The 17,994-nt window shown below is 74.0% G+C and carries 12 protein-coding genes; 11 read left to right on the forward strand and 1 reads right to left on the reverse strand.

What is annotated here, in order from left to right; genetic code table 11:
• Nucleotides 1-121: 121 nt before the first annotated feature.
• The 6 genes from dnaX to ACLIRP_RS11855 all read left to right on the forward strand — a co-directional run bounded on the left by dnaX (nt 122) and on the right by ACLIRP_RS11855 (nt 8,116).
• Nucleotides 122-2,401, forward strand: a complete 2,280-nt coding sequence (gene dnaX, locus ACLIRP_RS11830; protein WP_412060658.1) for a DNA polymerase III subunit gamma/tau — start codon at nt 122-124, stop codon at nt 2,399-2,401.
• 90 nt (nt 2,402-2,491) lie between these two features.
• The gene (locus ACLIRP_RS11835) at nt 2,492-2,821 is read left to right on the forward strand and encodes a YbaB/EbfC family nucleoid-associated protein (RefSeq protein ID WP_412060659.1); all 330 of its coding nucleotides are present in this window, start codon (nt 2,492-2,494) and stop codon (nt 2,819-2,821) included.
• Nucleotides 2,822-2,906: 85 nt separating this feature from the next.
• Nucleotides 2,907-3,542 carry a recombination mediator RecR gene (gene recR, locus ACLIRP_RS11840; RefSeq protein WP_412060660.1) on the forward strand — a complete coding sequence of 212 codons (636 nt, stop codon included), beginning with the start codon at nt 2,907-2,909 and terminating at the stop codon, nt 3,540-3,542.
• Between the two features lie 94 nt (nt 3,543-3,636).
• A complete protein-coding gene (locus tag ACLIRP_RS11845) occupies nt 3,637-5,556 on the forward strand; it encodes a TonB-dependent receptor plug domain-containing protein (protein ID WP_412060661.1) in 1,920 nt (639 codons plus the stop codon).
• Between the two features lie 377 nt (nt 5,557-5,933).
• Nucleotides 5,934-6,473: a TIGR00730 family Rossman fold protein gene (locus ACLIRP_RS11850; RefSeq protein WP_412063711.1), complete on the forward strand. Its 540-nt coding sequence runs from the start codon at nt 5,934-5,936 to the stop codon at nt 6,471-6,473.
• On the forward strand, nt 6,467-8,116 hold the full coding sequence (locus tag ACLIRP_RS11855; protein ID WP_412060662.1) for an ABC transporter permease: 1,650 nt from the start codon (nt 6,467-6,469) through the stop codon (nt 8,114-8,116). The genes ACLIRP_RS11850 and ACLIRP_RS11855 overlap by 7 nt, the downstream gene beginning before the upstream one ends.
• A 104-nt stretch (nt 8,117-8,220) precedes the next feature.
• Here the strand turns inward: ACLIRP_RS11855 and fsa are convergent, their stop codons facing one another.
• Nucleotides 8,221-8,874 carry a fructose-6-phosphate aldolase gene (fsa, locus tag ACLIRP_RS11860; protein WP_412060663.1) on the reverse strand — a complete coding sequence of 218 codons (654 nt, stop codon included), beginning with the start codon at nt 8,872-8,874 and terminating at the stop codon, nt 8,221-8,223.
• Between the two features lie 109 nt (nt 8,875-8,983).
• Here fsa and ACLIRP_RS11865 point away from each other — a divergent pair, with 109 nt between their 5' ends.
• The 5 genes from ACLIRP_RS11865 (at nt 8,984) to ACLIRP_RS11885 (ending at nt 17,970) form a co-directional block, all read left to right on the forward strand.
• Complete coding sequence (locus ACLIRP_RS11865; protein WP_412060664.1) at nt 8,984-10,210, forward strand: putative sugar nucleotidyl transferase; 1,227 nt, start codon at nt 8,984-8,986, stop codon at nt 10,208-10,210.
• A 281-nt stretch (nt 10,211-10,491) separates the two neighbouring features.
• Nucleotides 10,492-12,747: a carboxypeptidase regulatory-like domain-containing protein gene (locus ACLIRP_RS11870; RefSeq protein WP_412060665.1), complete on the forward strand. Its 2,256-nt coding sequence runs from the start codon at nt 10,492-10,494 to the stop codon at nt 12,745-12,747.
• A complete protein-coding gene (locus ACLIRP_RS11875; protein ID WP_412060666.1) occupies nt 12,748-14,457 on the forward strand; it encodes a hypothetical protein in 1,710 nt (569 codons plus the stop codon).
• Between the two features lie 43 nt (nt 14,458-14,500).
• Nucleotides 14,501-16,216 carry a lamin tail domain-containing protein gene (locus ACLIRP_RS11880; protein WP_412060667.1) on the forward strand — a complete coding sequence of 572 codons (1,716 nt, stop codon included), beginning with the start codon at nt 14,501-14,503 and terminating at the stop codon, nt 16,214-16,216.
• Between the two features lie 2 nt (nt 16,217-16,218).
• A complete protein-coding gene (locus tag ACLIRP_RS11885; RefSeq protein WP_412060668.1) occupies nt 16,219-17,970 on the forward strand; it encodes a hypothetical protein in 1,752 nt (583 codons plus the stop codon).
• Nucleotides 17,971-17,994 lie beyond the last annotated feature (24 nt).

Genomic DNA, 17,994 nt, shown 5'->3' on the forward strand with positions numbered 1-17,994 from the left:
GCGGGTTGTCCACACGGCCCGCGAGGGCCGGAGCGCGGCGGTACCTTGGCAGGGCCGGTCGAGACCGGGCGAGGGCCCCTCGCCTCGCGGTCTCCCGGCGCTCCCCGGACCCGCGACCCTGATGGCCGACACGCCCCCCGACCAGGCCCCCCGCTTTACCGTCACCGCCCGGAAGTACCGGCCGCAGACGTTCGACGACCTCGTCGCCCAGGAGCACGTGGCCGAGACGCTGCGCAACGCGATCACGCGGAAGCGGCTGGCGCACGCCTACCTCTTTAGCGGGCCGCGCGGCGTCGGCAAGACGACCGCCGCGCGCATCCTGGCCAAGGCCGTCAACTGCCAGACGCCGCTCGCCGAGCGCGAGCGCGCCGAGCCGTGCCGGACGTGCGACTCGTGCGTGGCCTTCGAGGAGCACCGCTCGCTCAACATCATCGAGATCGACGCGGCCTCGAACAACAAGGTCGAGGACATCCGCGAGCTCCGCGACACCGTCCGCGTGCCGCCCCAGGGGGCCAACAAGAAGGTCTACATCCTGGACGAGGTCCACATGTTGTCGGCCTCAGCGTTCAACGCGCTGCTGAAGACGTTGGAGGAGCCGCCCGAGTACGCCCTCTTCATCTTCGCGACGACCGAGCCCCACAAGGTGCTCCCGACGATCCTGAGCCGCACCCAGCGGTTCGACTTCCGCCGCATCTCGGTCCCCGAAATCGTCGACCGCCTGCGCGCCATCTCGACCGCCGAGGGGATCACGGCCGACGAGGAGAGCCTGGTGCTGATCGCCCGCAAGGCGGACGGCGCCTTGCGCGACGCGCTCTCGCTGTTCGACCAGGCCGTCTCGCTGTGCGGGCAGAACCTCGAGATCGGCCCGCTCCGCACCGCGCTCGGCGTCGTCGACTCGGACGTGTACTTCGAGGCGACGTCGCGCGCCCGGACCGGCGACCGCGCCGGGCTGCTGTCGCTCGTCGACCACGTCGTCCGGAGCGGCCACGACCTCAACGAGTTCGTGCTCGGGCTGGCCGAGCACTTCCGCAACCTGCTCGTCGCGCGCGCGACGCAGTCGGGCGACTTGATCGAGGGGACCGAGGCCACGCGCGAGCGCTACCTCGACGCCGCCGCGCCGCTCGCCGAGGCCGACGTGCTGCACCTGCTGATGCTGGCCGAGGCGGCGGCCCACGACCTGCGCGAGAGCCGCCACCCGCGCCTGACGCTGGAGCTGGCGCTGATCAAGATGGCGAGCCTGGAGAGCGCGGCCGACCTCCGGCACCTGCTCGGCCGGCTGTCGGCGCTGGAGGGCGCCGCGCGTGCGGGCACGCTGCCGGCGCCGAGCGGCGCCCCGAGCCCCGCGGCCCCGGCCGCCAGCGCGCCGACCGCCCGCGCTGGCGACACGCCCCCCGCCGGCGGTCCGCCCACGTCTGCGCCGACGCCGAGCCCAGCCCCGGCGTCCTCGGCCAGCGACCGCTCCACCGCCGCGCCGACGCCGAGTGCGCCTCCGGCCCCGAGCGCGCCCACCCCGCCGCCGCCCGCCGCGGCGCCCCGCCCCGCGCTCCCGCCGCCAGCCGCGCTGACGCCTGCCGCGCCCGCGATCGCTCCGCGCGCAAGCGCCCCGACACCCGCCGCCAGCGCCCCCGACACACCCGCGCCGAGCCCGGCGACGGAGCCGCCGGAACTGGCCGTCGCGCCGACGCCAGCGCCCGAGCCGGAGGCCCGCCGCGAGCCGGCCGCCGAGCCCGCCATCCGGCCGGGGCAGACCTCGGAGACGCCCGCCAGCTACGCGGCCGACGACGACGGCCCGCCGCCGCACACGGACGACGACATGGGCGGGCTGGCCGAGGACTTCGACCCGGTGCCCCCGCCGCGCCCGGCGCCTGCGCTCCGCACGCCCACCCCCTCGCCCCCACCGCGGCGCGTCTCCCCCACAAATCCGTTCGGCGCCCCCGCCCTCCAGCGCGCCAGCGGCGACGGCCACGACGCCGAGGCCTCGCTCACCGAGTCGACCGCCGCGTCGATCGCGGCGACCGACGCGCTCGGGCCCGCGCTCGCGACCGTCACCGACGCGTGGCCCCGGTTCGTGGCCGCCGTCCGCAAGGAGGTCGGCGTCCGCGTGGCGTCGATCGTGCGGACCGGCGCGCCGTTCCGCGTCCGCCGGGGCGCCGTCGAGGTCGGGATGGAGGACGCCTTCGGCGTGACCGTCGCGACCGAGAACGACGAGGCGCTGTCGGCCGTGCTGGCGACGGTCCTCGGCGCCCCGGCCCCGCCGCTCCGCTGGGTCGAGTCGCCGCGCGACACGGTCGAAACCGCCCGCCCCGACGACCCGTTCGAGACGCTCAAGCAGATGCGCAAGGACCATCCGGTCGTGCGAGCGCTCTTCGAGACGTTCGGCGCCGAGATCGTCTGGAACTGACCACGGTACGGGGTACTCGGTACGAGGTACACCCTCCCGTACCCCACACTGTACCTCGTACCCCGCAATCCGATGGACGGAACCCCCAACATGGCCGACCTCTTCGGCAAGATGGCCGACATGCAACAGCGCGTGGCCGACACGCAGGCTAAGCTCGCCGAAGAGCGCGTGACGGCCGAGGCCGGCGGCGGCATGGTCGTCGTCACCGCCGACGGCGCGGGCCGCATCGTCTCCATCAAGATCGAGCGCGACGCCGTCGACCCCGACGACATCGAGCTGCTCGAAGACCTGGTCGTGGCCGGCGTCAACAAGGCCATCGAGGAGGCCGAGGCCGTCAAGAACCGCAAGATGCAGGAGGCCGCCTCGTCGCTGCTCCCGCCCGGCATGGACCTGGGCGGCATGGAGCTGCCGAAGTTTTAGCCCGCCCCTGTCGGCCCGCTCGCGGTGACGCACCGGTGTCGCCTCCGTGTCGGAGGTTGCCGTGCTCGCCCGCCCCGCCCCCGCCATGCACCTGACCTCCGAAACCGTCGAATCGCTCGTCGAGCAGCTCTCGAAGCTGCCGACGGTCGGGCGCAAGACGGCGCAGCGGCTGGCGGCGTTCATCCTGAAGATGCCGCGCGAGGAGGTCGTCGAGATCGCCCGGGCGATGGTGGCCGCCAAGGACCGCGTCAAGACGTGCTCGGTGTGCTTCAACGTGACCGACAACGACCCGTGCCCCGTCTGCCAGTCGGAGCGGCGCGACCGGAGCGTGATCTGCGTCGTCGAGGAGCCCTCGGACGTGATCGCGCTGGAGCGGACGGGCGAGTATCGCGGGCTGTACCACGTGCTCGGCGGCGTGATCTCGCCGCTCGACGGGATCGGCCCGGACGACCTGCACATCTCGGCGCTCGTCGGCCGTGTGGCCGGTTCGACGGCGGCGCCGCCGGACGGCGAGGAGATGCCGACGCCGGTCGAGGAGGTGATTCTGGCGATGAACCCGAACGTCGAGGGCGACACGACGGCGTACTACGTCGGCCAGATGCTGGCGCCGTTCGGCGTGACCGTCTCGCGCATCGCGCGCGGCCTGCCCATCGGCGGCGACCTCGAATTCGCCGACGAGGCGACGCTGAGCCGCGCCCTCGAAGGCCGGGCCGGGATGTAGCGTCCGGTCGGCGCGGGCCTCGCCACCGCCGACGGGGGCCGACGAGCCGCACGGGGCGCCGTCGATCCGCCGCGCGCCCGGGTAGCTTGGCCCCATGTCGTTTCGTCGCCCGTTGCTTGCCGCGCTGCTCGCCGCCGCCCTCACCGGAGGCGCTCGTGCGCAAGCGGCCTCGCCCGACACCGTCCGCGCCCTGCAAGAGGTCGTCGTCGGGGGCGCTGAGCGGGCGACCGGCGTGACCCGGATCCCGGTCGCGAGCGTGCTCGCGCGCGACCCCGAGAGCGTGGCGGACCTGGCGCGCCTCGTCCCCTCGGCGGCGGCGCCGACCAACTCGCGCGGCCAGACCCTGCTGGCGATCCGCGGCGTCGGCGAGCGCCAGACGGCCGTCTCGTTCGACGGGGCGCCGCTGACCGACTCGTGGGACCGCCGCGTCGACCTGGGGTTGATTCCTGCGGGCGTCGTGGCGGCCGTCGACGTGGCCTCGCTGGCGCCGCTCGGGGCGGGCCCGAACGCAGCGGGCGGGACGGTCGACCTGACGCCCCGGACGCTCGACCGCGACGGGGCGCTCACCGAGGCCGAGATCTCCGGTGGACTCCCCGCGCGCGGTCGGCTGGCGGCCACGTCCGTCGTCCGGCGGGGCGCGTGGCAGGCCACAGTTGCGGGCGACGCGGGCGCGCGATCCGGCAGCGCGCTCGCGACGCCGCTCCCCTTTAGCCAGCCCGACGGCGCGCTCCGCACCAACACCGACCGCCGGGCCGCGAGCGGACTGCTCCGGGTCGCCCGCCAGCAGCCCGGGTGGGGCGTCGCCGCGACCGTGCTGCACGTCGCCGCCGCCCAGGGGGTCGCGCCCGAGGGCCACCTCGACCCGGCCGAGGCGAGCGTCCGCTTCTGGCGCGTTCCCGACTGGCGGCGCACGCTCGCGGTCGTCCGCGCACGCGACGAGCGGCGCGCCCTACGGTGGGACGCGACAGCGCACGCGGCGCTCGCGACGGAGGCCATCCAGCCGTTCACGAGTGCCGACTACGCCGACGCCGAGACGCTCGAGACGCGGCGCGAGCGGTCGGTCGGCGGCCGATTCGCGGTCGAGGCCGGCGATGCGTGGACGCTGCGGGCGCTCGGGAGCGGGCTGTGGGCGGCGCACCGCCGCGACGAGGGCGACGCGCGCGAGCCGTTCGGCCACGGCGAGGGCCGCGTCGGAGCCGAGGCGGAGGGGACGATCGGCGGGCTGGCGGTGCTCGCGGGCGTCGCCCTCGACGCGTTCGTGCCGACCGAGACGGCGGGGCGCGAATCGTCGGGCGCGTTCTGGGCACCGGCGCTGACGGCGCGCGTCGCGGGCGAGCGCGGCGGGCTCGACCTCCACGCAGGACTGGCGCACGCCGCGCGCTTCCCCACCATGCGCGAGCTGTTTGGCGAGGCGCTCGGCCGGTTCGCCCTCAACCCGGACCTGCGCCCCGAGACCACGTGGCAAGCCGAGGTCGGCGCCGCGCAGCGCTCGCCCGTCCTCGAAGCGTCTGCGACGGTCTTCGTGCGCCGCACCGCCGACGCCATCGAGCAGGCGCGGCTGGCCGACGGCCGCCGCCAGCGGGTCAACCTCGGGGGCTCGCGCGCGCTCGGCATCGAGGGGGCGGCGACCGCGCGGCGCGGCGCGCTCCGAATCGACGCCACGGCGACGGCGCTGTACCTGCGCGGCGACACGCCCGACGGCGCGGTCCGCTTGCCCGAGCGCCCCGCGTTTCTGGCCCGCCTCGGCGCCGTCCGCTTGCCGCCGACCGGCTGGACCGTCGCGGGCGAGGCGATCGGCACCGGCCCCGCCGTGTCGCTCGGGCCGGACGGCCTTCTCGACCTGCCCGCGTCCCTCGTGCTCGGCGCGCGGCTGGGCCACCGCTGGCGCGTCGGGCCGGGCGTGCTCGGCGCGTTCGTCCGGGTCGACAACGCGCTCGACGCGGTCGCCCTGCCGCAAGCGGGGCTGCCTGCGCCGGGGCGCGAGTGGCGGGCGGGGCTGCGCTGGCAGGGGTAGCGCCGGGTCGGTGCCAACGGAAGGGCTAGCGACCGGATGGCACCCTCACCCTGGCTGCGCCGACGCTCCGCGTTGTCCCTCTCCCGAGGGGAGGGACAACGTTGGGAAGGCTTGCGCCAGCCCCACACCCTGACCTCCCCTCCAGCCTGTCCCCGCGCAGGCGGGGAGGAGGGGCCGGGGGAGGGCGACGGGCACACCCCTTCACTTGCACGGGCGGCCCTGCTTGCGCGAGCAGCCCCACGCGTGTCAACAAGACCTTCACCCTCACCCTGTCCCTCTCCCGAGGGGAGAGGGGACGTCGTAGGTCCCTCTCCGGCAGATCCCCCAATCCCCAACACCCCGTCCCCGACCGCCGGGTAGCTTGCGGGATGACCTCCATCCGCCGCGTCTGCATCTACTGCGGCTCCCGCACGGGAGCGCGCCCCGCCTACGCCCAGGCGGCGGCTCGCGTAGGCACCCGGCTGGCTGAGGCCGGCATCGGGGTCGTCACCGGCGGCGGGAGCGTCGGGCTCATGGGCGTCGTCGCCGACGCGGCGCTCGCGGCGGGCGGCGAGGTGATGGGCATCATCCCCCAGGCGCTGCAAGACCGCGAGGTCGGCCACGCCCGCCTCAGCACGATGCACGTCGTGGGCACGATGCACGAGCGCAAGGCCATGATGGCCGAGCACGCCGATGCCTTCGTGGCGCTGCCCGGCGGGCTCGGCACGCTCGAAGAGATCGCCGAGGCGCTGACGTGGGCCCAACTCGGCATCCACGCCAAGCCCTGCGCCTTCTTAGACGTCGACGGCTACTACGCGCCGCTCGTCCGCTGGCTCGACCACACCGTCGTCGAGGGGTTCGTCGACGGCGGCCGCCGCGACGCGATCTGGGTGGAGGCCGAGGCCGACGCGCTCGTGGACCGGCTGCTGGCGTGCTGAGCCGCCGCGCGGGCTATGTGTTGGGCGCCTTCGTCGGCGCGGTGATGCTGGGCTACGTCGTGTGGCCGAACGTCGAGACGGCGCGGCTGGGGCTCGACGCGGCCGTCCTGGCGGACCTCTTCGGCGCGGGCGGCTCGGCCGGGACGCGGGCGCTCGTCAACTCCGTGGGCGTGTCGCTGGGGACCGTGCTCGGCGGCGGGATGATCGGGACGGCGCTGGCGTGGGCGCTGTGGCGCTACCAGCTGCCCTTTGGCCGGACGCTCGGGGCCGTCGCGGCGCTGCCGCTCGCGCTCCCGCCGCTCGTCGGCGTGCTGGCGTTCCTGTTTTTGTACGGCGAGTCCGGGATGCTGCCGCGCGGACTCCAGGCCGCGTTCGGGCTGGACGACGTGCCGTTCGCGTTCGGCGGGATCGGCGCCGTGCTCGCGGTCCACGTCTACGTGTTCTACGTCTACTTCTACCTGTTCGTCGGCGCCGCCCTCCGCGGGCTCGACGCGTCCCTGCTCGACGCGAGCGCGGACCTGGGCGCGAGCCCGTGGCGGACGTTCCGCAAGGTGGTCTTCCCCCTCCTGCGCCCCGCCCTTGTCGGGTCGTCGCTGCTGGTGTTCATGCTGTCGATGGCGTCGTTCACCGCGCCCCTCTTGTTCGCCGAGGGCGAGCCGTTCCTGACGACCCAGATCTACCAGTTCAAGACGAACGGCGCGCTCGACCGCGCCGCCGCCGTGTCGGTCGTGCTGACCGGCCTGTGCCTGCTCTTTCTGGTCGGCGCCGAAGCCCGGGCGATCTCGACGGGCGCAGGCGGCGGGAAGGGCGTCGGCCGGGCGCCGGGTCCGCTGACCGGGACGGCCCGCGTCGTGGCCGGCGTGCTGGTCGGGCTCGCGCTGCTCGTCGTGCTGCTGCCCGTCGGGACGGTCGTGCTGCTGTCGTTCGTCGAGGACGGGTCCTGGACCACGCAGGCCCTGCCGGACACGTTCACAGTCGCCAACTACGCCGCGCTCGCGGCCGAGCCCGACGTGCTGGCGCCGATCACGTCGTCGCTGTGGATGGCCGCGCTCGCGACGGCCGCGAACGTGGTGTTCGGCGTGGCGACGGCGGTCGTGATCGTCAAGGGCAAGGTGCCCGGGCGCGGTCTGCTGCGGGGGCTGGCGCTGTTGCCGTTCGCGATCCCCGGGACGGTGATGGCGCTCGGCCTCTTGGTCGCCTTCGACGAGCCGTCGATGCTGGCGGGTGGGGCGCTCCTGATCGGGACGGTCTGGCTCCTGCCCCTCGCCTACTTCGTGCGCCACATCCCGCTCGTGGTCCGCGCCGCGCAGGCCTCGCTGGAGGGGTTCGACGACCGGCTCGGCGAGGCCTCCGCGGATCTCGGCGCGAGCGGGGCGACGACGTTCCGCCGGGTCGTGCTGCCGGCGATCGCGCCGGGCGTCATCGCCGGCGCCCTGCTGACGTTCGTGACGGCGCTCGGCGAGTTCGTCGCCTCGATCATGCTCTACGTCTACGCCAACCGCCCGATCGCAGTCGAGGTGTTCGCTCAGCTCCGCATCTTCGAGTTCGGCCAGGCCGCCGCGTATAGCGTGCTGCTGATGGGGCTCGTCGCCCTCGCGGTCGGCGCCAGCCGGCTGATGGGCGGGGCGCGCGTGGGCGGGTAGAGCGGAATGCAACGGGCGCTCAGAGTCGGCGTCAAGCCAACTTCCGAGCGTCCGCTCTACGTGCTCTCATTCTCTACATGCTCTCGCCGCGCCAGCGGCGGGCTCTACGCCTCGCCCTGCAGGTCCTCCCAGTCGGCGAGGAATTTCTCCAGGCCGGAGTCCGTGAGCGGGTGCTTCAGGAGCTTCTTGATCACGTCGAGCGGCATCGTCGCCACGTCCGCGCCGGCCACCGCGCAGTCGACGACGTGCATCGGGTGGCGGATGGAGGCCGCCAGCACCTCGGTCTCGTACTCGTAGGTGTCGTAGATCTGGACGATCTGCCGGATAAGCTCCATGCCGTTCGACGAGATGTCGTCGAGCCGGCCGATAAAGGGGCTGATGTAGGTCGCGCCCGCCTTCGCCGCGATGAGCGCCTGCGTCGGCGAGAAGCACAGCGTGCAGTTCGTCTTGATGCCCTCCTCGGACAGCGACCGGATCGCCTTGATGCCGTCCAGGATGAGCGGCACCTTGACGACCACGTTGTCGGCGATCTCGGCGACCTCGTGGGCCTCGGCCATGATGCCGTCGTAGTCGGTCGCCGTGACCTCGGCCGAGACGTCGCCGTCGACGATGTCGCAGATCTCGGCGATGTGGCCGTGAAAGTCCTTGACGCCGACCTTCTTCATCAGCGACGGGTTCGTGGTGACGCCGTCGAGGACGCCCATGTCGGCGGCCTCCTGGATCTCGTCGAGGACGGCGGTGTCGATGAAGAACTTCATGGGTGCGGGTCGGGGGTGGGTGCGCGGTGGCCGGGTGTACGACCGCGGGCGGGGCCGGGTCCACCGGGCCGTGCGAGATTGGGCGGCCCCCGCTCCCGCTCGATCCCCCATGGCCCTCTGCCTCTTCGAAGACGACCGCGTCGCCTCGCTCGCCCCGCTCGCGCTCACGCGCGGCGTCTACGACCTGCGCGCCGGGGCGCGGACGCTGGCGGAGGCGGCCGTCGACGTGTTTCCGCCGAGCCGGCTCGTGCTCCACGCGCGGGCGGCCGTCGCCGGGATGGTGGCGGACGAGCACCCCGAGTCGGCAGTGAATGAGGCGCCCGAGACGGGGACGCTGTTTCTGAACGGGCGGTGGCTGGCCCGGGACGGCGACCTGGCGCAGGCGATCCGGGACGCCGGGCGAAGTGGCGAGGCGCGGGCCTTCGTGCAGGACGGCACGTTGCTGGCGCTGTGGCACCCCGACCCACCCGCACGCCTGGTCGCCGGCGACGCGGTCACGGCAGCGGACGCCGAGGGCATCCCGACCGAGACCGTCACCGGGGAGACGCTGGTCACGCACCTGTGGGATCTGATCGACGACCTGGGCGCCCGGATCGCGCACGACGCGGGACGCCTGGGCGGGCTGGGCGCGATCGAGGGGACGGTCGAGGGCGGCGCGGTCGTCGTCGACCGGGGGAACGTGCACGTCGCCAGCGGGGCCATCGTTCGGGCCGGGGCGGTCGTGAGCGGCGCGAGCGGGCCGGTCTGGATCGGCGAGGGCGCTGAGGTGGGCGAGAACGCCGTGGTAAAGGGGCCCGTCTACCTCGGACCAAAGGCAACCGTCAACCCGGCCGCGCGCGTCGACGAGAGCGCCATCGGGTACTGGTCGAAGGTGGGCGGCGAGGTCCACGGGAGCGTGGTCCACAGCCTGTCGTCGAAGGGCCACGACGGGTACCTCGGCAACAGCTACCTCGGGCGGTGGTGCAACCTGGGCGCCGACACGAACACGTCGAACCTCAAGAACGACTACGGCGAGGTGACGGTCTGGGACGCCGCCGCGGGCGACTATGTCGCGAGCGGGCGCCAGTTCGTGGGCCTGTTTATGGGCGACCACTCCAAGTGCTCGATCAACACCATGTTCAACACGGGGACGGTCGTGGGCGTGTTCTGCAACCTGTTCGGGTCGGGCTTCCCGCCCCGCCACGTCCCCGACTTCTCGTGGGGCGGCGCCGAGGGGATGGCCGAGTACCGGACCGAGAAGGCGTTCCGCGTGGCCGAGGCGGTGATGGCCCGGCGCGGGCGCGCGCTGACGGACGCCGAGCGGGCCACGCTGGCGGGAATCGCGGCGGGGCGCTGAGGGCCGGCGCAAGCTGGTGGACTTGCGCCAGCAACGAGGACCACCCCTGTCCCCCTCCTCATCCGAGGAGGGGGGACGTCGCGAGCAGGGTCGGCGGGGACTTGCGGGCGGCGGCCTACAAAGACGCCCCCATCGGATGAGGGGGGCGGGCGGCAGGCGGGGGTCCCTGCTGGCGCCAGCAGGTGGGCGGGGTAGCCGGTTCCTCCTGGGCACGCGGTCCGGCCTGTTCGTGTGGGCCAGGCGCCGCTACTTTCGCGCCGCCCCTCGCCCCCGCCTGTCACATGCGCCGATTGCTCCTCGCCGCCGCCCTCCTCCTCACCGCCGCCCCGGCGGTCGCGCAGGCCGGCCTCCGCGGCTTCGTCACGGGCGCCGACGACAGCCAGCCGCTCATCGGCGCGACCGTGCTCGCCCAGCGCGTCGGGCCCGACGGCGCGCCCGTCGGCGACCCGCGCGGCGGGGCGACCGACCTCGACGGCCTGTACGTCGTCCCCCGGCTCGACACCGGACGCTACCTCGTCCGCGTCAGCTACGTCGGCTACGAGACGCGGATCGACACGCTGACGCTCGCGGCCGAGATCCGCTCCTACGACGTGGCGCTCCGCGTGGCAACGGGCGACTTCGAGGTCGTCGTCGAGAGCGAGCGGACGACGGGCGGCGCGCGCGTGACGGCCGGCGTCCAGGCCATCGACCCCAAGGACATCGACGTGGTCCCGGCGCCCGACGTCTCGGGCGACCTCGCCAGCTACCTCACGACCTCGCCCGGCGTGGTCACGACCGGCGACCGCGGCGGCCAGCTCTTCGTCCGCGGCGGCGAGCCGAGCCAGAACCTCGTCCTGCTCGACGGGATGGCGCTCTACCAGCCGTTCCACGTGCTCGGCTTCTACTCCGCGTTCCCGTCGGACATCCTGGCGGGCGCCGACCTGTACGCGGGCGGCTACCCGGCCCGCTTTGGTGGGCAGGTGTCGTCGGTGCTCGACATCCAGTCGCGCAACGGCAACAAGCAGCGGCTGGCGGCGGCGGCCTCCGTCGCGCCCTTCGTGAGCGCCGCGCGCGTCGAGGGCCCGATCAAGCAGGGCTCGATCTCGTTCCTGGCCTCGGGCCGCGTGAGCGTCGTCGAGCAGGGCGCCGCGCGGCTGGTCGACCAGGACCTGCCGTTCTCGTTCGGCGACGTGTTCGGGAAGGTCCACGCGGTCCTGACGCCGAACGCCCAGCTCTCCGTCCAGGGCATCCACACGTACGACCGCGGCACGATCGGCGAGGACGTCGGCGGGGCCGTGCCCGAGGAGGTCCGCTACAACAACACGGCCGCCGGGCTCCGCTTCCTGTACCTCCCGAACGTGTCGGCGCTGCGCGCCGAGATCCTGATCAACGGGTCGATCCTGGACAGCGAGCAGGGGTTCGACCCGGTCCGCAACGTGCCCGCGCGGTCGTCGTCGATCGGCCGGATCAGCTCCGAGGTCCACCTCACGTACTACCTCCCCTCGGTCGACATCAAGAGCGGGCTGTTCGTGCGGACGAACCAGCTCGAGACCTCGCTCGACCGGGTCGGCGGCGTGACCGACGCCGAGTACTTCACCGAGGCCGGCGCCTACTTCGAGCCCGAGGTCCGGCTCGGCGGGCTGGCGCTGCAGGGCGGGCTGCGGCTCCAGAGCTTCCCGAACGACGGGCGGACGTACGTCGAGCCGCGTGGCCGGGCCGTCTTGACGGCGGGCGTCCACGAGCTGTCGGCGGCCGGTGGCCTCTACCACCAGGAGATCATCGGGATCAACGACCGGCGCGACGTGGCGAACGTGTTCACGGCGTGGACGCGCCGCCCGGGCGGGGTCGTCGAGGCGTGGCACGCCATCGCGGGCTACCGCGTCCAGCCGACGCGGGGCGTCGAGCTCGTCGCCGAGGGCTACTACAAGCTGCTCGACGAGCTGTCGGTCGCCGAGTGGACGGCGTTCCCGCGCTTCACGACCGAGCTCCAGCCGGCGACCGGCGAGGTCCGGGGCCTTGACCTGCGCGCCGAGCTCCGCCGGGGCACGTTCTACGGCTACGTCGGCTACGGACTGGCGGACGTGGTGTACGACGCCAAGGGCCCCAACCTCCAGCTGTGGTACGGCGAGGAGACCCTGCGCTTTAGCCCGCCGCACGACCGCCGCCACCAGCTCTCGACGCTGGTGTCGGCCGACGTCGCCGGGTTCTCGGTCGCCGCGCGCTGGCAGTTCGGCTCGGGGCTCCCGTTCACCAAGGCGCTCGGGTTCGACCAGTACCTCTCGGCCTCGACGGCCTTCAACGTGTTCGCCGACGCCGGCTCGGACCGCGTGATCTACGAGCGGCCCTACGGCGGCCGCCTCCCGACCGTCCACCGGCTCGACCTGTCCGTCGACCGGACGTTCCGGCTCCGCCCCGGCGTCGACCTGACGGCCCAGGCCGCGCTCATCAACGCCTACGACCGCCGGAATCTGTTCTACTACGACACGTTCACCCTGCGCCGCGTCGACCAGCTCCCGCTGCTCCCGTCGTTCGGAGTCAAGCTCGCCTTCAACGACTAGATGCCCCGCCTTTCGCTCCTCGCCCTCGTCCTCCTCGCCGTCGCCGTCGGGGGCTGCGAGGACGACGTCGACCCGACGCTCGGCATCGACGCGCCGTTCTCGCTCTACGGCTACCTCGACCCGACGGCCGACCGCCAGGCCATCCGCATCGCCCGGATCACGGACACGATCGGCGACTCGGCCGACGTCTTCGAGGCGACGGTCGTCTCGACCGACCTCAGCACCGGCGCCACGACGGCCTGGCGCGACTCGCTCGTCACGTTCCCGACGGGCGTGACCGCCCACGTCTTCGTGGCCGACTACTCCCCGCGCCCCGGCACCACACACCGGATCACGGCGACGGCCCCGGACGGCGCCTCGACCACCGTCGACGTGGACGTCCCGCCCATCATCCAGGCGACCGTCGGGAACCAGGGCTCGGCGCCCGGCGAGATCACCTATCCCATCCGGTTCGAGGGGGCCCCCCGCGTGCTCAACGGTCAGCTCCGGCTCACCGCCGTCGGCTTCCCCGGCGAGGACGCCTCGGCGGCCCGCCGCCTCACGATCCCCCTCGACGTCGCCCCGGTCGAGGTCTCGCCCGACATGTGGGAGGTGACCATCCCGTTCCTCTCGGCGACGCGGCGGTACCTGCAGGACGAGGGCCTGCTCGGCCTGGGGATCCGCCTCGTCGTGGCCGACTACGTCGGGTTCGTGACCGGCGAGAGCTGGGCGCTCCCGACGACCGACGTCGACGCGCTCGTCGAGCCGGGGACGTTCTCGAACGTCGAAGGCGGGTTCGGCTTCGTCGGCGGCGGCTACTTCGCCACGGCGCGCTGGACGCCCTCGGCGGCGGCCCAGAGCGCCGCCGGGTTCTCCCCGGACGGCGACCCCGCCGGGGACATCGCCATCAACGAGATCCGGCCCGGCCCGGGCGGGTGGGTCGAGTTCTACAACCCGCTCTTCAACGACATCAGCCTCAACGGCTACAGCATCTCGAACGACCAGACGCGGCCGCGCCTGCAGACGTTCACCTTCGAGGTCAACGTCCCTGCGCGCGGGTTCTACGTGGTCCCGCTCACGTTCACGCTCGGGCCGCGCGAGGCGCTCGCGCTGTTCGACCGCGGGAGCAACCAGGTCTCGCGCGTCGTCGTGCCCCAGCTGGCGGGCGAGGCCGGAAACATCTCGTACGGGTCGTTCCCCGACGGCCTGTCGTTCCAGGTACCGCCCGCGCTCGGCGGCTTCGACGTGTTCCGCGGCACGCTGCTCGCGACGCCGGGCGCCCCCAACGTGATCGGGCTGGACTTCCCCGTGATCAACGAGGTCTATACCGAGGGGTCGAACGGCTTCGCCGAGGTGGCCGGGGGCGTCGCCAGCCTCGAGCCGTCGAACCCGGTGCTCTTTAGCGAGGCGGACGGGTTCTTCGACGCCGTCGCCGCGTCGGGGCTGTCGTTCGGGACCGCCCCCGAGACGGCGGGCGGGCTCGACCTCGTCCAGGGCGGCGGGACGGTCTACCTCGCCGTGCGCCACTTCGACCCGAGCATTGTCGAGGTCGACGCGGGGGGGAACTCGATCCGGGTCTTCACGACGCGCGTGGTCGACGTGCGCCGCTACGACGGCCAGATCCCGGGCCGCTCGGAGGGCTACCTCCCCGACGGCCGGACCGGCACGTGGACCCCCGACCTCCGCCCGACGCCCGGCGCCGGCAACGCCGCCGCGCGCCTCGGCCTCTAAGCCCACCATGCGGACCCCTGCTTGCCTCCTGTCTGGCCGACGGATGACCCTCGCGGCGTTTGCCCTGCTCGCGCTCGCCGCGGCCGGGTGCGAGGACTCGGTCGACCCGACCGTCGGCGTCGACGCGCCGTTCTCGGTCTACGGCTACCTCGACCCGACGGCCGACCGCCAGGCGATTCGCGTCGCGCCCATCGCGCTCGCCATCGACACCCCGGACGAGACGATCGACGCGGCCGTCACGTCGACCGACCTCACGACCGGCGCCGCGACCGCCTGGCGCGACTCCCTCGTCGTCTTCGCCGACGGCACGCGCGGTCACATCTTCGTCGCCGACCTCACCCCGACCCCGGGGACGACCGTCCGCATCGAGGCCCGGCGCTCCGACGGGGCCGTCTCCACGATCGGCGTGGCCGTGCCCGCGATCGTCGTGCCGACGGTCGCCGAGGGCGAGTTCCGCGGCACCGACGTGGTGTACCCCGTCGTGTTCGAGGGGGCCCCGCGCGTGCTTAACGGACAGCTCCGGCTCACGATCGCCGACGACCCGTCGCGCCCCGAGGGCGAGCTCACGACGCTGGTGGTCCCGACGGCGGCGCGGCCCGCCGAGCTGGCGTCGGGCGTGTGGGGCGTCGAGGTCCCCTTTTTGTCGGCCACGCAGCGGGCCCTCGAGGTGGCCGGGCTGGCCGGCGCCGGCGTGCGCCTGGTCGCCGCCGACTACGTCGGGTTCGTGACCAACGCCGCGTGGGCCCTCCCGACCGAGGACCCCGACGCGCTCGTGGAGCCGGGGGCGTTCTCGAACGTCGAGGGGGGCCTCGGCTTCGTCGGCGCGGGGTACCGGGCGACGGCGCGGTGGACGCCGCCCGCCAGCGTGCAGGCCGCCGCGGGGTTCGCCGCCGACGTCGACGAGGCGCTCGTCATCAACGAGCTCCAGACGGGCTCGGCGAGCGGCTGGGTCGAGCTCTACAACCCGACCCTCGACCGCATCGACCTGCGGGGCTACAGCCTGTCCGACGACCAGTCGGACCCACGCCGCCTGCCGCTCCCGCTCGGCACCGAGATCGGCCCCGGCGGCTACCTCGTGGTCGACCTCCCGTTCGCCATCCCGGCCGGCGGCTACATCGAGCTCTACGACCGGACCCAGGAGTCCGTCGACCGGCTCGTCACCGAGCGGGTGCCCGCCGACTGGCCCGGCGGCGTGACCTACGGGTCGTTCCCCGACGGCGCCTCGTTCCGGCTGTCGGAGGAGCGGACGGACCTGTTCAAGGGCCCGCTGGAGCCGACGCCCAACCGCCCCAACCGGCTCGGCCTCGACGTCGCCCAGGTCCACGAGGTGTACACCGAGGGCGCCGGCGGCTTCGTGGAGGTGCTCGCGCTCGACCCGCGGCACGACGCGTCCGCCCCCCGCGTGCTGACGGCCCCCGGCGGCTTCTACGACGCGGCCGCCGCCAGCGGGCTGGCCTACGGGCTCGCCACCGAGGCGCCGGGCACCTTCGACCTCCCCCAGCTCGGCGCGACGCTCTACCTCGCCGTCCGCTACTACGAGCCCCGGATCATCGAGCTCGTGCCGGGCGACCCGCCGAACCCGCCCGACGGCGGCTCCGCCATCGCCGTCTACCGCACCCGCGTCGTCGACGTGCGAGCCGTCGGGCCCCAGGTCCCGGGCCGGTCGGTCGGCTACGTCCCCGACGCCGCGGGCGGGTGGGCCCAGGGCCTGCGCCCCACGCCCGGCGCCCCCAACGCCGCCGCCCGCCGTCCACACTGACCATGCCCCTCCGCGCCCTCCTGCTGCTCGCGGCCGTCCCGCTCGTGGTGGGCTGTGAGGACTCTGTCGACCCGACGGTCGGGCTCGACGTCCCGTTCTCGCTCTACGGCCAGCTCGACCCGACCGCCGACCGCCAGGCCATCCGCGTCGCGCCCATCGCGCTCTCGATCGACGCCGACTCCCTCGCGATCGACGCCGCGGTCGCCTCGACGGACCTCGAGACCGGCGCCGTCGTCGCCTGGCGCGACTCGCTGGTGACGTTCGCCGACGGGTCCACAGGCCACGTCTTCGTGGCCGACTTCACGCCGCGCCCGGGCTCGGCCGTCCGCATCGACGCCCGCCGGTCCGACGGGGCCGTCTCGTCGGTGACCGTCGAGGTCCCGCCCCTCGTGGAGCCGGTCGTCGAGGCCGCCATCTACATCGAGAACGGGATCGGGTACCGGGTCCGGCTCTCCGGCGCGCCGCGCGTGCTCAGCGGCGCGTTCTCCGTGACCGTCGCCGGCCACCCGGACGACCCGCCCGGGGTGACCCGCCGACTGACCATCCCCGTCCGTGTCTCGCCGACCGAGACGGCGACCGGCGAGTGGACCATCGACGTCCCCTTCGTCGCGGCGACGCGGGACCACCTGCGGAGCCTCGGGCTCTTCGAGACGGGCCTGGGGTTGGTGAGCGCCGGGTACAGCTTCTTCGTCACCGGGGCCGACTGGAACCCGCCCTCGACGGACCCCGACGTGCTCGTCGAGCCCGGGACGTTCTCGAATGTCGAGGGCGGGCTCGGCTTCGTCGGCGGCGGCTACCGCTCGTCCGTGGAGTGGATGGTGTCGGTGGAGGCGGCGGCGGCGGCCGGCTTCACCACCGACGACGACCCCGCGAGCGGGTTGGTCCTCAACGAGATCAAGCCGGGGGCCAACGCCTGGGTCGAGTTCTACAACCCGATGCTGAGCCCGGTCTCGCTGCGCGGCTACAGCCTGACCGACTCGGCCGAGAACCCGCGCCGCCAACCGATCCTGACCGGCACCGTCCCGCCGGGCGGCTTCCTCGTCGTCGGCCTCGACTTCCCGGTGATCGACCTGACCGCCCCGGCCACGGTCGGGCTCTACGGCCGCTCGGGAGAGCTCGTGCTGAGCATCACGCCGGACCAGATGGTCCCCGACGAGCCGGGCGCGGCGTACTCCTACGGGTCGTACCCCGACGGGTACTCGTACGTCGTCCGCCGGACGGTCCTGTTGGAGGAGCGGCGCTACGACCTGTTCAAGGGGCCCCTCGCGCCGACGCCGGGGCGCCCGAACGAGGTCGGCCTCGACCTCGCCTACCTCAACGAGATCCACACCGAGGGCGCGCAGGGCTGGGTCGAGACGGTGACCGTGGCGCCCGGCGCCGACTCGCTCCGCGTGCTCTTCGAGCAGGACCCCGAAGGGGCGGGATGGCTCTCCGCCAGCCACGTCGTGCCCGCCGGCGGCGGGTTCGGCGTCGCCGACGAGGACCCGCGGGGGCTGGTGCTGGAGCAGGCCGGCGGCGGCGTCTTCATGCTGGCGTTCATCCGCGACACCCGCATCCGACCCGAGCCCCGCCCCGCCCCGCCACCGCCGGGCCTCGACCGCCAGCTCCAGTTCCGCGTCCTCGACTACTACCGCTACGACGGGCAGACGCCCGGCCGCACCGTCGGCCGCCTGCCCGACACGCGCGGCCCGTGGACGCCCGGCTTGCGCCCGACGCGCGGGGCGCCCAACGCCGCCGCCCGCCTCGGGCTCTGACCCGCCCGCGCGCCGGTCGCCGGC

Source organism: Rubrivirga halophila, from assembly GCF_046845755.1.
Taxonomy (GTDB): Bacteria; Bacteroidota; Rhodothermia; order Rhodothermales; family Rubricoccaceae; genus Rubrivirga.